The following is a 16494-nucleotide window of genomic DNA, read 5'->3' as shown; positions in this document are numbered from 1 at the left end:
CGGGTGTTGTTACCCGAGGGGATTGTACCCGATGGGAAAGCTTTAAGCGAAGTAGGCTACGCCGCTCTCAAAGATCGGCATGAACTTGTCGCCGGGGACATGCTCGGGCACGTTGCGGTACAGGTTGTCGCCGCGACGCTCGGCATGGCCCATCTTGCCCAGGACGCGGCCGTCGGGGCTCGTGATGCCCTCGATGGCAAGTGCGGAGCCGTTGGGGTTGATGGAAAGGTCCATGCTCGGCTTGCCGTCCTCGCCCACGTACTGCGTGGCGACCTGGCCGTTGGCGATCAGCTGGGCGAGCACCTCGTCGTTGGCGACAAAGCGGCCCTCGCCGTGGCTGATGGCGACGGTGTAGGGGTCGTCGAGGCTGCACTGCGACAGCCACGGGGACAGGTTGGACGAGATGCGGGTGCGCACCAGGCGGCTCTGATGGCGACCGATGGTGTTGAACGTCAGCGTGGGCGCATCGGGCGTGGCGTCGACGATGTCGCCGTAGGGCACCAGGCCGAGCTTGACCAGAGCCTGGAAGCCGTTGCAGATGCCCAGCATCAGGCCGTCGCGGGCCTTGAGCAGGTCGCGGACTGCCTCGGTGACCTCGGGAGCGCGGAAGAACGCCGTGATGAACTTGGCGGAGCCATCGGGCTCGTCACCGCCCGAGAAGCCACCGGGGATCATGACGATCTGGCTTGCACGGATGCGGCGGGTGAGCTCGTGGGTGCTCTCGGCGACGGCCTCGGGCGTGAGGTTGTTGATCACGAAGGTGTCGGCCTCGGCACCGGCGGCACGGAAGGCGCGGGCGCTGTCGTACTCGCAGTTGTTGCCGGGGAACACGGGGATGATTACGCGCGGGCGGGCGATCTTGGCGCCGCCGTACACGTGGATATCCTTGGCGCGGAAGTCGATGGTCTCGACCTCGGCGGTCTCGCCGGTGCTGCGGTAGGCGAAGACGCCCTCGATGCCGCTCTCCCAGGCCTCCTGGAGCTCAGCGAGCTCGATGACTTCGGAGCCGGTGTCGATGACATAGCCCTCGACGGTGGTACCCAGGGGCTCGACGACAACGCCGTCGGCGACCTCGGGCAGCTCGGCGTCCTCGGCGAGCTCGACGATAAAGCTGCCGTAGAGCGGGGTGAAGAGGCTCTCCACGTCCACGTCCTCGGCAAGCTCGATGCCGATCTGGTTGCCGACGCACATCTTAAAGAGGCTCTCGACGCCGCAGCCGTAGCCGGGCGTGGAGACGGCCAGGGCGTCGCCGTTGGCGGTGAGCGCCTCGACGGCGTCAAACGCGGCGAGCAGCTGCTGAGCGTCGGGGCGGTAGTCCTCACCATAGGTGGCGGGGGCGATGCGCACGACGCGATGCGTCAGACCCTTGAACTCGGGCGAGACGGCACGGGCGGCCTTGCCCACGGCCACAGCGAAGCTGATCAGGGTCGGCGGAACGTTGAGCTCACCGGCCTCGTCCTCAAACGAGCCGCTCATAGAGTCCTTGCCGCCGATGGCACCGGCACCCAGATCGACTTGGGCCATAAGGGCGCCCAGGACGGCTGCCATGGGCTTGCCCCAGCGCTCGGCCTCGGTGCGCAGACGCTCGAAGTACTCCTGGAAGGAGAGATAGGCACGCTTGTGCTCAAAGCCGGCAGCCACGAGCTTGGCGATGGACTCAACCACGGACAGGTAGGCGCCCGCAAACTGGTCGGCCTCCATCAGGTAGGGGTTGAAGCCCCATGCCATAGCGCTCGCCGTGGTGGTCTCGCCGTCCACGGGGAACTTGGCAACCATGGCCGAGCTCGGGGTGAGCTGCGTCTTGCCGCCAAAGGGCATGAGCACGGTTGCGGCACCGATGGTGGAGTCGAAGCGCTCGGACAGGCCCTTGTTGGAGGCGACGTTGAGGTCAGTGACAAGCGAGGTCATGCGCTCGGCAAGCGTGGTGCCGGCCCAGCTGGGCTGCCACACGCTGCGGGCACAGACGTGGGCGACCTGGTGCTTGGGCGCGCCGTTGGAGTTGAGGAACTCGCGGGACAGATCGACGATGGCGACACCGTTCCAGGCCATGCGCATGCGCGGCTCGGCGGTAACCTCGGCGATAACGGTCGCCTCGAGGTTCTCCTCGGCGGCGTAGCCCATGAACTCCTCGACGTCACCGTCGGCGACGGCGCAGGCCATGCGCTCCTGGGACTCGGAAATGGCGAGCTCGGTGCCGTCCAGGCCGTCGTACTTCTTGGTCACGGTGTCCAGGTCGACATACAGGCCGTCGGCAAGCTCGCCCACGGCGACCGAGACGCCGCCGGCGCCAAAGTCGTTGCAGCGCTTGATCAGGCGGCAGGCGTCGCCGCGGCGGAACAGACGCTGCAGCTTGCGCTCGACCGGGGCGTTGCCCTTCTGGACCTCGGCGCCCGAGGTCTCGATGGACTCGGTGTTCTGGGTCTTGGAGGAGCCGGTGGCGCCGCCGATGCCGTCACGGCCGGTGCGGCCGCCCAGCAGGATGATCTTGTCAGTGGGGGCGGGGCACTCGCGACGCACGTGGTTTGCCGGGGTAGCGCCCACGACGGCGCCGACCTCCATGCGCTTGGCAACGTAGCCGGGGTGATAGAGCTCGTTGACCTGGCCGGTGGCAAGGCCGATCTGGTTGCCGTAGCTGGAGTAGCCGGCGGCAGCGGTGGTTACGAGCTTGCGCTGCGGCAGCTTGCCCTCGAGCGTCTCGGACACGGGGACGGTGGGGTCGCCGGCGCCGGTGACACGCATGGCCTGGTACACGTAGCTGCGGCCCGACAGCGGGTCGCGGATGGCACCGCCCACGCAGGTGGCGGCACCGCCGAAGGGCTCGATCTCGGTCGGGTGGTTGTGGGTCTCGTTCTTAAAGAGGAACAGCCAGTCCTGGTCCTCGCCGTCGACATCGACCTTCACCTTGACGGTGCAGGCGTTGATCTCCTCGGACTCGTCGACATCGGTCATGACGCCGGTCTTCTTGAGGTACTTGGCGCCGATGGTGCCCATGTCCATGAGGCAGACGGGCTTGGTGTCGCGACCGAGTTCGTGGCGCATCTCCATGTAGCGGTCGAAGGCCTGCTGCACCACGGCGTCGTCGATCGTCACGTCGTCCAGGACGGTGCCGAAGGTGGTGTGGCGGCAGTGATCGGACCAGTAGGTGTCGATCACGCGGATCTCGGTGATGGTGGGGTCGCGATCCTCATCGCGGAAGTACTGCTGGCAGAAGGCGATGTCCGCCTCGTCCATGGCAAGGCCGCGCTCGGAAATAAAGGCGGCAAGGCCGGCTTCGTCGAGCTCGCGGAAACCGTCGAGCACCTCGACGGGCTGGGGCTCGGGGGTCTCCATGTACAGCGTCTCGGGCAGGTCGAGCGAGGCGATGCGCGCCTCGACGGGGTTCACCACGTAGTGCTTGATGGCATCGATGGCGGCCTCGTCCAGAGCGCCCGAGATCATATAGACCTTGGCGGAGCGCACGGCGGGGCGCTCGCCCTGGCTGATGAGCTGCACGCACTCGCTGGCGGAGTCGGCGCGCTGGTCAAACTGGCCAGGCAGGAATTCGACGGCAAAGACGGCGCCATCGCTTGCGGGGAGCTCGTCGTAGGTCACATCGACCTGGGGCTCGCTAAAGACGGTCGGCACGCAGGACCGGAAAAGCTCCTTGTCGATGCCCTCGACGTCGTAGCGGTTGATAATCCTCAGGGCCTCGATGCCCTTGATGCCGAGAATTTCGGTCAGCTCGCCCTTGAGCTGCTGAGCCTCGACGTCGAACCCGGGTTTCTTCTCCACGTAGATACGAGAGACCATTGGTTCCTGCCTTCCTGATCGGTTGGGCGTACGGTACGGTATGCGGCAGCGGTCGGTTTGCGGGGTCTGCCCTGCGGTCGCCTTGAGCCACATGTTTGTAAACCTCACTATGATACGACAGCTCGCGGCGCGTTGAGGACGGCGAGGGTGCTACAGTGAAGCGCAAACAAGAGAAAGGCATCACATGGCATTCGTTTCGCTCGCCATCATCGCACTCGTGGCCTTTGCGAGTCCTTTTATCGCCTCGGCGATTCCCGGAAAACCCGTTCCCGAGACGGTCTTTTTGCTCGTGCTCGGCGCGGTACTGGGACCCCATATGCTCGGCGTCATCCATGTAGATGCTGAGGTCTCGCTGGTGTCCGAGCTGGGCCTGGCCTTTTTGTTCCTGCTTGCCGGCTTTGAGATCGACCCCAAGAGCATCACGGGCGTCGAGGGGCGCTACGGCTTGGCGACGTGGGTCGTCACGTTTGGTATCGCCTGGCTTGCCGTGCGCTTTACCCCGTGGTTCTCAGTCAGTCATTTCGACGGTATCGCCGTGACGCTTGCCCTCACTTCGACGGCGCTCGGTACGCTTGTGCCCATCATGCGTGAGCGCTCGCTCACCGGCACGCGCGTGGGCGACTCGATTCTCGCGTATGGCACTTGGGGCGAGCTCGGTCCCGTGCTCGCCATGTCGGTGCTGTTGTCTGCCCGCACTGGCATCCAAACGCTCGTTATCCTTGGCTTGTTTGCGGTGGTTTGCGTGTTGCTGGCCGTGGTCCCGAGCCGCTCCAAGCGCGTCGGCAGCCGCTTCTTTGCATTTGTTGAGGAGCGCGCCGATACCACGTCGCAGACCTTCGTGCGCCTGACGGTGCTCATCCTGGTCACGCTCGTGGCATTCTCGGCTGTCTTTGATCTCGACATCGTGTTGGGTTCTTTTGCCGCTGGCTTTGTCCTGCGCTATATCATCCCCGAGGGCAACCATACGCTCGAGACCAAGCTCGACGGTCTGGCCTACGGTTTTTTGATTCCGGTGTTCTTTACCGTGTCGGGCGCAAAGATCGACCTGACGGCCGTGGCGTCGCGCCCGGGCTTGCTCGCGGGCTTTATCGTGGCGTTGTTGATTATTCGTGCCGTGCCCATTCTTATTTCCATGAGCATTTGTCCTGCGACGCGCGATGTGTCGGCGTATGGTCGCATTACCGTGGCCCTGTACTGCACCACGGCGCTGCCGATCATCGTTGCCGTTACGAGCGTTGCCGTCAACGCGGGCGCGCTGTCGCAAGATATTGCGTCGGTCATGGTTGCCGCCGGTGCCATCACGGTGTTCTTGATGCCATTGCTCGCGCAGCTCTTCTACCGCGTGGTGGATGCCGCACCGGTCGCCGCCGTGGCAGAGGTTGCCGAGCATCCATCCGATGCGCTCGACATCTTGCGCGCCCACCACGACCTAGCGAGCTTGCTCGCGCGCGAGCACGAGCTGCTGACCTCGCATGGCCATGGTCGCGTATTCGAGGGCCTGCCTACGCTCGATACGATTGCCGAGCGTCTTTCCGCCGAGGCAGCGAGCGGCCACATCGATGCCCGCATCGTGGACGCGGCGCACCTGCTTGCCGATAAGACCTATGGAGACGAGGTCGACCCGTCCGAGCTGACTCCGCGTGAGCGCCGCCGCCTGGAGCGCGCCAAGCTCGCTGTGCGCGAATACCGCCGCCGCATGCTGGAGCTCTATGCGCGCGAAGAAGCCGAAGACGACGACGGTAAGTAGTCGATACTTTCTCGGGGAAGCCGCGTCCCGCTTTGAAGGCTCGGAACGGGATGTGGTTTCCGAAACGGGGAGCGTTGGGAAACTGTGTCCCGGAATGGGCGCTCAGAGTGGGATGCAGTTTCCGCGAGAGGCTCGTTAGGGAAAGCGCATCCCATTCTGAGCCGGAATTATGGGACGCAGTTTCCTTTTCGAATAGAAGAAGGTGCGCTGCCTGCGGTTGATGCAGGCAGCGCACCTTCTTGCGTTGAGCTCGGTTGAGGTTTAAAGCTGTGGCTTGCGACCTTTAGGAGCGGGCGGCTCCGTCGACGGGGAGCACGGCGCCCGTGACATAGGAGGACATGTCGCTCGCCAGGAAAACAAAGGCGTTGGCGACATCCTCGGGCTCGCCCATACGACCCAGCGGAATGGTGGCGATGATGGGCTTGATGACCTCTTCGGGCAGGTTGGCGACCATGTCGGTCTTAGTCACGCCGGGGGCGACGGCGTTGACGCGGATGCCCATGGGAGCGAGCTCGCGCGAGAGCGACTGGACCATACCGTTGACGGCAAACTTGGACGTGGGGTAACCGACGCCGGAGGGCTGGCCGTACTTGGCGACCATCGAGCTTGTGGTAGTGATGGTGCCGCCGTGGCCGGCCTCGGTCATGATCTTGGCGGCAGCCTGGTGGCCATTAAAGACGGCGACGACGTTAAGGTCCATGACCTTTGCGAACTCCTCGGCCGTATAGTTAAGGAGCGGCGAGCGCTGGGAGATGCCGGCATTGTTGACGACCGTGTCCAAGCCGCCCATGTCAGCGGCAGCCTGGGTAAAGGCCTCGGTCACGGCTTCGAGCGAGGTGAGATCGCAGGAGCGACCCCAGACCTTGGCGTCGGGATAGGCGGCTGTCAGCTTCTCAACGGCCGTGTCGGCAGTCTCCTGGCGCGAGCCAAAGACGGTGACGGCAGCGCCTTCCTCGATAAAACGGCAGGCGATGGCATAGCCGATACCGCGTGTGCCTCCGGTGATGATTGCTTTCTTGCCCTCGAGCAACATGGTGCTTCCTCTCATCGCGGGCGGACATTCGCAGCACAGCGTAGCGGTAGTCGGAATCGGCCGCGTTTGCATATCGGTGAACGGTAGCCCGCGTTACCGATGAGCGGCTCGCGCAAATGTGCTTTGCCGTTGTGCTTAGGGCAGGTGACAAAAGGGCTCCCGTCCCACATCGGACGGGAGCCCTCAAGGCGCGTATTGCTAGGCGAGCGTTGGGCTAGTTCGCCATGACGCCTTCGGTCCAAGCCTCAACGTCCTCGATGCGCAGGACGTTGGCGACCTCGGCCACGCAGCCGACGCTGGCAAGCTCGGCGGCGGCAGCCTGGACGTCCTTCTCGAGCGCGCGGTGCGTCAGGAAGATGACCGAGCAGGCATCGCTGACGCCCGACTTGCCGTCCTCGACCTGGTTGATGAGCGAGATCGAGATGTTATGCTTGGCAAAGATGTCGACCGTCTCGGACAGGGCGCCCACGCGGTCGGCGACCTTCAGGCGCACATAGTACTTGGTCTGGAGCTCGTCCATGGGCTTAAAGGCGAGGTTGTGGCCATAGGGCTCAATCTCGGGCAGCGGAGCCACGCCGCGGCTGATCTGCTCGGAGAGCGACAGGATATCGCCCACGACGGCGCTCGCGGTGGGGAAGGAGCCTGCGCCCGCGCCGTAGAACATGGTCTCGCCCACGGCGTCGCCTACCACGTAGACGGCGTTCATGGCGCCGTTGACCTTGGCGAGCATATGGTCTGCGGGGATCAGCGTGGGATGCACGCGAACGTCGACGCCAGCGTCGGTGTTGCGGGCGATGCCGAGCAGTTTGATGGTGTAGCCGAGCTCGCGGGCCTGGGCGATGTCCTCGGCGCCGATGGTGCGGATACCCTGCTGGTACACATCATCGGTGGTAACGCGGGTGCCAAAGCCGATGGAGGCGAGGATGGCCGTCTTGCTGGCGGCATCGAAGCCGTCGACGTCGGCGGACGGGTCGGCCTCGGCATAGCCCTTAGCCTGTGCGTCGGCGAGCACGTCAGCGTAATCGGCGCCCTCGGCGTCCATGCGCGACAGGATGTAGTTGGTGGTGCCGTTGAGGATGCCGGCGATGGTCAGGATCTTGTTACCCACCAGGTCGTGCTCGAGTGTGCTGACAATGGGGATGCCGCCACCGCAGCTGGCCTCGCACTTAATCTGCACGCCGCACGCACGCGCCTTCTCGGCAAGCGTCTCGACGTGACGGCCCAGCAGGGCCTTGTTGGCAGAGACGACGTGCTTGCCGTGCTCAAAGGCGGTGGTGAAGATCTCGGTCGCGGGGTGCTCGCCGCCGATGAGTTCGACGACGATATCGACGGCTGGGTCGGTGACGACGTCATGCCAGTCACTCGTAAAGGCCTCGCGCTCAATACCGGCTGCTTCGGCCTGCTCCCAGGCAAGCGCGCAGGCGCGGGTCAGCTTAAGGTCGATGCCGTAGGCTGCCAGGTACTCATCGTGGTGGCTCTTGATCAGACGGGCCACGCCGCCGCCGACGGTTCCCAGACCGATCAGACCGACGTTCACGGTGCGCAGGGATTCGCTCATAGATAGCTCCTTCGTGCATCTTATGGATGGATTAACCGCTTAAAGGTTGAGTGCATTCTAGCGTGAACCGGGGGCGCGTGCTCGCCAGGCAACAGGAGCCGCACAAAACGGCACCCCCGAAACGCTGCGGAAACATTGGAAACACGCTCGCTACAAACGGACTTCCGTAACAAACTGTCAACGTTTGCGCCATAAGGTTTGCCCTGTACCGCAAGACGGCCGCACCGCGGCCAGCGAAAAAGGGGGACACCATGTTCAACATCAACAGCACGCTCAGCCGTAGGAACTTTCTCGCCGGCGCTGCGGCGCTCGGCAGCACCGCCGCACTCGCTGGTTGCTCGTCGGGTGGCTCGGACGGCGGCACCGCCGATGACGGCAAGACCTTCAAGATCGGTGTCATCGGCCCTCGGACCGGCGCCGCGGCAACCTATGGCGTTTCGGCCGAGAAGGGTGCCAAGCTTGCCGCCAAGGATTTCTCGACCAAGGACCTCAAACTCTCGCTTAAGTCCGAGGATGACGTCGCCGACGGCGAGAAGGCTATCAACGCTTTCAATACCCTGTGCGACTGGGGCATGCAGGCGCTCGTCGGCCCCGTCACGACTGGTGCCGCCGTCGCTGTCTCGGGCGAGATCGCCGACGATATGCTCATGGTCACGCCCTCTGCTTCGTCCCTCGACGTCACCAAGGACAAGACCACGGTTTTCCAGGTTTGCTTTACCGACCCCACCATGGGCGCGAGTGCTGCCAAGTTTTTGGCCGAGAAGTATGCAGACGCCAAGATCGCCCTGTTCTACAACTCCGGCGATACGTACAGCTCGGGTGTTGCCGATGCCTTTGCCGAGCAGGCCAAGGAGTCCAAACTTGATATCGTCGATACCGAGACCTTTAAGGACGACTCCTCCACGAGCTTTACCAACCAGCTCACCAAGGCCAAGGAGGCCGGCGCCACGCTCATCTTTGCGCCGATCTACTACACGCCGGCGTCCGTTTTGCTCAAGAACGCCAAGGACATGGGATACGACATGACCCTCATGGGTACCGACGGCATGGACGGCCTGCTCTCCGTTGAGGGCTTCGACACCTCCCTTGCCGAGGGCGTGCTGCTCATGACCCCGTTCTCTGCCGACGATGAGAAGAACGCCGACTTTGTCAAGGCATATAAGGACGCCTACGACGAGACGCCCAACCAGTTTGCCGCCGATGCCTATGACTGCGTCCATGCGATTGTCGAGGCTATCGATAAGGCAGACATCGATATTACGGCCGACGGCGCCGACATTGCCGGCGACCTCGCCAAGGCCATGCGTAAAATCAAGATCGAGGGCCTGACGGGCGAGCTCACGTGGAACGACGAGGGCCAAGTCGAAAAGCCTGCTACGGCCTATGTGATTCAGGACGGCAAGTACATCGCTGCCTAAGTGCGCATAAAACGCGACCGGTGAGGCTGTATTATTCAGGGCAGGGACGCTTGTAACAGAATGGAAACATTACTTTTACATAATAAAGTGGCATTACTGCATAAAATAATAGAAATACGCAGAAACATGGATAAATGAACAAATCCAAAGAAAAGTTGAAATAATCGCCACTTTTCCTAACTAAAGCGTCTACTATTTTGCGAACGCCGAACACGGCGAAGGATGGCCTGTCGGGTAACCAAAACCCGACGAGATTTGAGAGGAGAGCCGCATGTCGAGCCTCACCGGTAAGTCATTGAACCCTGTTATGAATCGCAGGAGTGTTATCGCGAGCGCAGCAGGTCTGGGGGCGATGTCCATTCTAGCTGGCTGCTCCTCCAACGGCGGCGACAGCGGTTCCGCTTCGGGCGACGCTTCGTTTAAGATCGGCACCATCGGCCCGCTGACCGGCGCCAACGCGTCCTACGGCAAGTCCGTTACCCAGGGTGTCGAGCTTGGCTGCAAGGATTTCTCGACCAAGGAGCTGCCGCTTGCCAGCAAGGCCGAGGATGACCAGGCCGATGGCGAGAAGGCCGTCAACGCCTTCAACACCCTGCTCGACTGGGGCATGCAGGCCCTCGTCGGCCCGACCACCACGGGTGCGTCGGTTGCCGTTGCCGCAGAGTGTGGTAACGACCCCAAGACGTTCATGATCACCCCGTCCGCGTCCTCCGAGGACGTCACCGACGGCAAGGATTGCGTCTTCCAGGTTTGCTTCACCGACCCCAACCAGGGTGTCAACGCTGCCAAGTTCCTGGCGCAGAAGTATGCGGACGAGAAGTTCGTGCTGTTCTATAACTCCGGCGACGCCTATTCTTCGGGTATCGCAGATTCCTTTAAGGCCCAGGCCGCTGAGTCCAAGCTCGAGGTTGTTGACGAGGAGACCTTTAAGGACGACTCCGCCACGAGCTTTACCAACCAGCTGACCAAGGCCAAGCAGGCCGGCGCCACCATGATCTTTGCGCCGATCTACTACACGCCGGCGTCCGTCCTGCTCAAGAATGCCAAGGACATGGGCTACAACGTCAAGATGATGGGCTGCGACGGCATGGACGGCATCCTGGGCGTTGAGGGCTTCGACACCTCTCTTGCCGAGGGTCTGCTGCTCATGACCCCGTTCTCCGCCGACGACGAGAAGAACGCCGACTTCGTCAACGCTTACAAGGATAAGTACGGCGATACTCCCGACCAGTTTGCCGCCGACGCCTACGACGGCGTGCACGCGGTGGCCGAGGCCCTCAAGGAGGCCGGTCTTGGTGTCGACGCCGACCCGACCGAGGTCGCCGAGAAGCTGCCCAAGGCTATGCTCAAGATTACCGTTGACGGTCTGACCGGCAAGCTCACCTGGAACGATAAGGGCCAGGTCCAGAAGGACCCCACGGCGTACGTCATCACCGATGGCAAGTACGTACAGGCCTAATAGACCGCCTTACATAGAGCGGTTTTGATCCCAAGCAGGGGAGGTTTTGGCCTTCCCTGCTTGCTTGGTATCTAGGGACAGTGTAACGTCCCTGTTTCATACATTAACTGGAAACCTATTCGAAAGGGGGATGTGGAACATGACGGTCTTTATCCAATACCTGGTCAACGGCCTGTCCATGGGCAGCGTCTACGCCATCATCGCGTTGGGCTACACCATGGTCTATGGCATCGCCAAGATGCTGAACTTCGCTCACGGCGACGTCATCATGGTCGGTGCCTATGTCTCGTTCTGTGCCACGTCGTATCTCGGCCTCCCGGGCTGGGCATCTGTAATTCTCTCTTGTGTGGTCTGTACCGTTCTCGGTGTTCTCATCGAGGGCCTGGCATACAAGCCGCTGCGTCAGGCGGGCCCGCTGGCCGTTCTGATCACGGCCATCGGCGTGTCTTACTTCCTGCAGAACGCCGCACAGCTTCTGTGGGGCGCCACGCCCAAGAACTTCACTTCGCTCGTCACCTTCCAGGTGCCGGAGTTCTTGGCCAAGTTCAATGTAAGCGCCGTCTCGCTCGTCACCATCGTCGCCTGCCTGGTTATCATGGCCGGCCTGATGTTCTTTACAGGTAAGACCAAGATGGGTAAAGCCATGCGCGCCGTGTCCGAGGACAAGGCTGCCGCTCAGCTCATGGGCATCAACGTCAACCGTACCATCTCGATGACGTTTGCCATCGGCTCTGCCCTTGCTGCCATCGCCGGCGTGCTGCTGTGCTCCTACTCGCCGGTGCTGCAGCCCACGACGGGTGCCATGCCTGGCATCAAGGCCTTCGACGCCGCCGTCTTCGGCGGTATCGGCTCCATCCCCGGCGCCTTTGTCGGTGGCATTCTCATCGGCATCATCGAAGCGATGGCGCAGGCCTATATTTCCACGAGCCTTGCCAACTCCATCGTCTTTGGTGTTCTGATCATTGTCCTGCTCGTCAAGCCTGCCGGCCTCTTGGGCAAGTACGTCCCCGAGAAGGTGTAGGTGAGCGTTATGAAGTTTCTTAAAGACAAGCAGACGCGTCACGACTTTGTCACGTACGCCATGTGCCTTGTGGCGTTCGCCATCGTGTTCTTTATGCAGTCCAACCATATGATTCCGCGCATGATCGCCGGTCAGCTGGTTCCCATCACGGCCTATATCGTCATGGCCATCTCCCTTAACCTCGTCGTCGGCATCGCGGGCGACTTGTCGCTGGGCCACGCGGGCTTTATGAGCGTCGGCGCCTATACGGGCATCGTTACCGCGGTCGCGCTGGAGAGCGCCGTTCCCTCCGATCCGGTGCGCCTTATCATCAGCATCGTGGTCGGTGCCATCGCTGCCGCCATCCTGGGCTTCTTGATCGGCATCCCGGTCCTTCGCCTGAGCGGCGATTACCTGGCTATCGTGACGCTGGCCTTTGGCGAGATCATCAAAGAGATCGTCACCTGCCTTATCGTGGGCGTCGACTCCCGCGGCCTGCATGTGATCTTTAACATCACAGGTAACTCCACGATCGACGACCTGCACCTGCTCGAGGACGGCACCGCCATCATCAAGGGCGCGCAGGGCGCATCGGGCGTGTCGACGTACTCGACCTTCCTCGCCGGTGCCATCCTGGTCATGGTCGCACTCGTGATCGTGCTCAACCTGGTTCGCAGCCGTACCGGCCGTGCCATTATGGCCGTGCGCGACAACAAGATCGCTGCCGAGTCCGTGGGCATCTCCGTCACCGAGTACCGCATGATCGCCTTCGTGGTTTCCGCCGCTCTCGCCGGCGCTGCCGGAGCCCTCTTCGGCGGTAACTTCTCGCAGCTTTCCGCCACCAAGTTCGACTTCAACACGTCCATCCTCATCCTGGTGTTCGTGGTCCTGGGCGGTCTGGGCAATATGCGCGGCTCCGTCATCGCGGCGGCGTTGCTCACGGTGCTTCCCGAGCTGCTCCGTCAGTTCTCGGACTACCGCATGCTCATCTACGCCATCGTGCTGATTCTGGTCATGATCTTTACCAACAACCCGCAGCTCAAGTCGTTCTTCGCACGCATTAAGGACCGCTTTGCTTCCAAGAAGGAGGTGGCAGCCGATGCCCAGTAAGTTTGAGTTCAACAAGGGCAAGATGGTCCCGTATCCTTCTGGCGCCATCGTTCCCGACCGCGACCTGGGCCAGCGCCCGGCGCTCGAGTGCATCCACTTGGGCATTGAATTTGGCGGCCTTAAGGCAGTCGACGACTTTAGCCTGACCATCGGTAAGACCGAGATCGCCGGTCTGATCGGTCCCAACGGTGCCGGTAAGACCACGGTCTTCAACCTGCTCACCAAGGTGTACCAGCCCACGCACGGTACTATCCTGCTCGACGGCGAGGACACCTCGGGCAAGTCGGTCTATCAGGTCAACCGTATGGGTATCGCCCGTACGTTCCAGAACATTCGCCTGTTCAACACCATGACGGTGGAGGACAACGTTAAGGTCGGCCTGCACAACCAGGAGCGCTACTCTGGTTTTGAGGGCGTGCTGCGTCTGCCGACGTACTGGAAGCACGAGAAGGCCGCCCACGAGCGCGCCATGGAGCTGCTGTCCATCTTTGATATGGAGCACCTGGCAAACGAGCAGGCCGGCTCGCTGCCTTACGGCGCCCAGCGTCGTCTGGAGATCGTCCGCGCGCTTGCCACCAACCCCAAACTGCTGCTGCTCGACGAGCCTGCCGCCGGCATGAACCCGTCCGAGACCGCGGAGCTCATGGAGAACATCGTCAAGATCCGCGACACCTTTGGCATCGCCATTATGCTTATCGAGCATGATATGTCGCTCGTCATGAACATCTGCGAGGGCATCTGCGTGCTCAACTTTGGTAAGGTCATCGCCAAGGGCACGGCCGAGGAGATCCAGAACAACGATGCCGTAATTGAGGCATATCTGGGCAAGCAGGATAAGGGGGAGAACTAAATGGCAGAGCCGATGCTTTCCGTCTACAACATCAACGTCTGGTACGGCGCTATCCACGCCATCAAGGACATCTCCTTTAACGTCAACGAGGGCGAGATCGTGGCCCTGATCGGCGCGAACGGCGCCGGTAAGTCCACGACGCTTAAAACCGTCTCGGGCCTGCTGCGTTCCAAGACCGGCTCCATCAAGTTTATGGGCGAGGACATTACCCATACGCCTGCCGATAAACTGGTGGGCAAGGGCCTGGCCCAGGTTCCCGAGGGCCGTCGCGCCTTTTTGCAGATGACGGTCGAGGAGAACCTGGAGATGGGCGCCTACACGCAGCCCAAGTCCACGGTGGCTCCGGGCCTTGAGCGCGTCTACGAGCAGTTCCCGCGCCTTAAGGAGCGCCGTCGCCAGGTCGCCGGCACCCTTTCGGGCGGCGAACAGCAGATGCTCGTTATGGGGCGCGCCCTTATGAGCAACCCCAAGCTGCTCATGCTCGATGAGCCTTCCATGGGTCTGGCGCCGATTCTGATTGAGCAGATCTTCCAGATTGTCGAGGACCTGCACAAGGCCGGTACCACGGTGCTTCTGGTCGAGCAAAACGCACAGATGGCTCTTTCCATCGCCACACGCGGCTACGTGCTCGAGACCGGCAAGATTACCATGACCGGCACCGGCCAAGAGCTCCTGCACGACGACAACGTCCGCAAGGCTTACCTGGGCGGCTAGGGACTTCCGCCGTTCTGCCGAACGGCGGACCGGCCGACGCTGCGCGGGCGCCCTGATCGACGTGCCGAAGCTCCTCACCCTTGGGGCTATGCCGCGGTACGAGGCCAGGTGGTCATGGTCCGGGAACCTCGCGATGTCGAATGACACCGCGAGGTTCGCCGCCGTCCTCGGCGGCCTCGACCCCCGAGTGGGCGATCCCCACGCGCTAACGCCTGCAAACAAGGGGATTGCCAAGACGCCGCCGGGCACCTCCGTCATAGACGTGGAAGTGCGGCCGCGCTGAAGCACTGCGCGGTGTCTGCTCGCTTATGTGCGCATCACGAAGGAAGACCAGATCGGTGAGCGGGATTGGCCCGAAGTCGAGAGATTCCCATCAGCCTCTCGTCGGTCGATGACCGGTTCACCACGCAGGAAGAGCGTGACGGAAGGTCTCGCAAAAAGGCTCCGAGCGCGGCGTGCTCATGCCCGTCGTGGTGCGCCCGAAGGGGGGGGACGGCTGCTACGAGCTCGATCATTTGCGAGGAGAAGACGAACCAGTCGTTGCAGATCCAATATGGATCTCGCCGACCTCGGCAAGCTGCTCGATGAGTGGAAGCCCTGTCGGGTCGTCTATTTCAACACCACCCAGAATGATGGTGTCATCGCGCAGGTCGATCTGCGTGTTGAGCACAGCGAGGTTAAAGCCGGAGGCCACAAATCCGATAGCAGCCAGGACGAGCCCCGTGGCAACAAGCCCACCCGCTACGGCAAGGTAAATCCTTTTTACGCTGGACATGTTTGCACTCCTTCCTATGCCGTGAGCGGCGCCGCTTCGGCGCCCATGCGGCTCTTATTGCCTCGATCTTTCCAGAAGGGCGAAACGGCTTTCTTCGCCCAAAGGGCAGAGAGGCGCGCGATCTGCTTGGACGCCGTCCAGGCGCCGGCTCCCGTGAGGAGCGCCACACCGATGGAAGCGAATCCCATTCCCATCGAGGCCAAAACGTACGGAACATGCCCGATAATGATGCCGTCCACGGCGAACAGGAGCCCTACCAGGCCCGCGCCCCCGAATGCCGCGGCCACGATCCACACGCAGAGCGCAAGAACCCAAATACAGATGTAGACTGCAGCGGCAACGGCGACGAACGCGAGCAGCAGCGGAATCCATACCGGAGAGCCCACGATGGCGAGCGCCCATAGAAGTGCCGTGCTCTTGCGCTTGGTCCTCGCGATCGCGCGCGGCACGGCGGGCAGTTCGTCGAGCGTTGCCTCGGCGACCTCACCGGGCGTGCCCATGGCGGCCACAGCCTCGGCCTCCGTCATGCCGTCCTCCATACGGTCGGCGATGGCCTCCGCGTAGAACTCCTGCGTTTCCTTTACCTGATCTGCCGGCAGGCAGGCCAGAAGCTCGCCCAGCCGGTTCAAGAACTCATCGCGCGTCATGGTGCGCCCCCTCCACGTAACGGTAGATCTCCTGCACGGATGGCCATTCGGCGAGGAACTCGGCGATACGCTCGCGCCCGGCGTCCGTGATGCGGTAGTACCTCCGCAGCCGCCCGTTGTGCTCGGCGGAGCGCGCGGTGATGCAGCCCGCCTTCTCCAGGCGCTTGAGCAACGGATAGAGCGTGGATTCCGTGAGCCCCATACTCGCGGGCACGTCCTTCACGATCTGATAGCCGTAGGATTCCTCGCCCGAGACGGCCGCGAGCACGCAGGCCTCGAGGAAGCCGCGCTTCATCTGTGCCTCCATCCGCACACCTCCTTTCGTAGTATACTGTGTAACACCTACTATATGACACATAGTATATGATGTCAACAGTTGTCGTATAGGGAGTCC

General features: G+C 62.4%; 13 protein-coding genes. 7 read left to right on the top strand and 6 right to left on the bottom strand.

Translation table 11 applies throughout. The features are described from left to right. Positions 1-42: 42 nt before the first annotated feature. A complete protein-coding gene (locus tag DWW73_RS04705; protein WP_117778881.1) occupies positions 43-3789 on the bottom strand; it encodes a phosphoribosylformylglycinamidine synthase in 3747 nt (1248 codons plus the stop codon). A 184-nt stretch (positions 3790-3973) separates the two neighbouring features. Here DWW73_RS04705 and DWW73_RS04700 point away from each other — a divergent pair, with 184 nt between their 5' ends. Next, positions 3974-5536 (top strand): cation:proton antiporter, encoded by a 1563-nt coding sequence (locus DWW73_RS04700; protein WP_117778880.1) that lies wholly within the window; start codon positions 3974-3976, stop codon positions 5534-5536. Positions 5537-5819: 283 nt separating this feature from the next. Here the strand turns inward: DWW73_RS04700 and DWW73_RS04695 are convergent, their stop codons facing one another. Beyond that, complete coding sequence (locus tag DWW73_RS04695) at positions 5820-6569, bottom strand: SDR family NAD(P)-dependent oxidoreductase (protein WP_089573313.1); 750 nt, start codon at positions 6567-6569, stop codon at positions 5820-5822. Positions 6570-6783: 214 nt separating this feature from the next. Then, the gene (locus DWW73_RS04690) at positions 6784-8127 is read right to left on the bottom strand and encodes a homoserine dehydrogenase (RefSeq protein WP_089573312.1); all 1344 of its coding nucleotides are present in this window, start codon (positions 8125-8127) and stop codon (positions 6784-6786) included. A gap of 251 nt (positions 8128-8378) precedes the next feature. On the opposite strand from DWW73_RS04690, the gene DWW73_RS04685 reads away from it, so the two are divergent. From DWW73_RS04685 to DWW73_RS04660, 6 genes are all read left to right on the top strand, one after another. After that, positions 8379-9545, top strand: coding sequence for an ABC transporter substrate-binding protein (locus DWW73_RS04685; protein ID WP_117778879.1), 1167 nt, complete (start codon positions 8379-8381; stop codon positions 9543-9545). Positions 9546-9816: 271 nt separating this feature from the next. Beyond that, positions 9817-11004, top strand: coding sequence for an ABC transporter substrate-binding protein (locus DWW73_RS04680; protein WP_117778878.1), 1188 nt, complete (start codon positions 9817-9819; stop codon positions 11002-11004). Positions 11005-11143: 139 nt separating this feature from the next. Further along, the gene (locus DWW73_RS04675; protein ID WP_117582912.1) at positions 11144-12025 is read left to right on the top strand and encodes a branched-chain amino acid ABC transporter permease; all 882 of its coding nucleotides are present in this window, start codon (positions 11144-11146) and stop codon (positions 12023-12025) included. A gap of 9 nt (positions 12026-12034) precedes the next feature. Then, positions 12035-13114 carry a branched-chain amino acid ABC transporter permease gene (locus DWW73_RS04670; RefSeq protein WP_117655179.1) on the top strand — a complete coding sequence of 360 codons (1080 nt, stop codon included), beginning with the start codon at positions 12035-12037 and terminating at the stop codon, positions 13112-13114. Then, positions 13104-13964, top strand: coding sequence for an ABC transporter ATP-binding protein (locus tag DWW73_RS04665; protein ID WP_089573307.1), 861 nt, complete (start codon positions 13104-13106; stop codon positions 13962-13964). Before DWW73_RS04670 ends, DWW73_RS04665 begins: the two co-directional genes overlap by 11 nt. A 12-nt stretch (positions 13965-13976) precedes the next feature. Beyond that, positions 13977-14678 (top strand): ABC transporter ATP-binding protein, encoded by a 702-nt coding sequence (locus DWW73_RS04660; protein WP_035137222.1) that lies wholly within the window; start codon positions 13977-13979, stop codon positions 14676-14678. A 511-nt stretch (positions 14679-15189) separates the two neighbouring features. On the opposite strand, the gene DWW73_RS04650 is transcribed toward DWW73_RS04660, so the two are convergent. Genes DWW73_RS04650 through DWW73_RS04640 form a run of 3 tightly spaced genes read right to left on the bottom strand, consistent with a single transcriptional unit; the run spans position 15190 to position 16407 of the window. Continuing rightward, the gene (locus tag DWW73_RS04650; RefSeq protein ID WP_089573305.1) at positions 15190-15453 is read right to left on the bottom strand and encodes a hypothetical protein; all 264 of its coding nucleotides are present in this window, start codon (positions 15451-15453) and stop codon (positions 15190-15192) included. Between the two features lie 14 nt (positions 15454-15467). Continuing rightward, positions 15468-16100: a DUF1700 domain-containing protein gene (locus tag DWW73_RS04645; RefSeq protein ID WP_117655177.1), complete on the bottom strand. Its 633-nt coding sequence runs from the start codon at positions 16098-16100 to the stop codon at positions 15468-15470. Continuing rightward, positions 16087-16407: a PadR family transcriptional regulator gene (locus DWW73_RS04640; protein WP_187362357.1), complete on the bottom strand. Its 321-nt coding sequence runs from the start codon at positions 16405-16407 to the stop codon at positions 16087-16089. The genes DWW73_RS04645 and DWW73_RS04640 overlap by 14 nt, the downstream gene beginning before the upstream one ends. Positions 16408-16494: the final 87 nt, after the last annotated feature.

It is taken from the genome of Collinsella sp. AF16-8 (assembly GCF_003462695.1).
Lineage (GTDB): Bacteria > Actinomycetota > Coriobacteriia > Coriobacteriales > Coriobacteriaceae > Collinsella.
The sequence above is the reverse complement of the archived record's forward strand: the minus strand, read 5'-3'. Positions and strand labels throughout refer to the sequence as shown.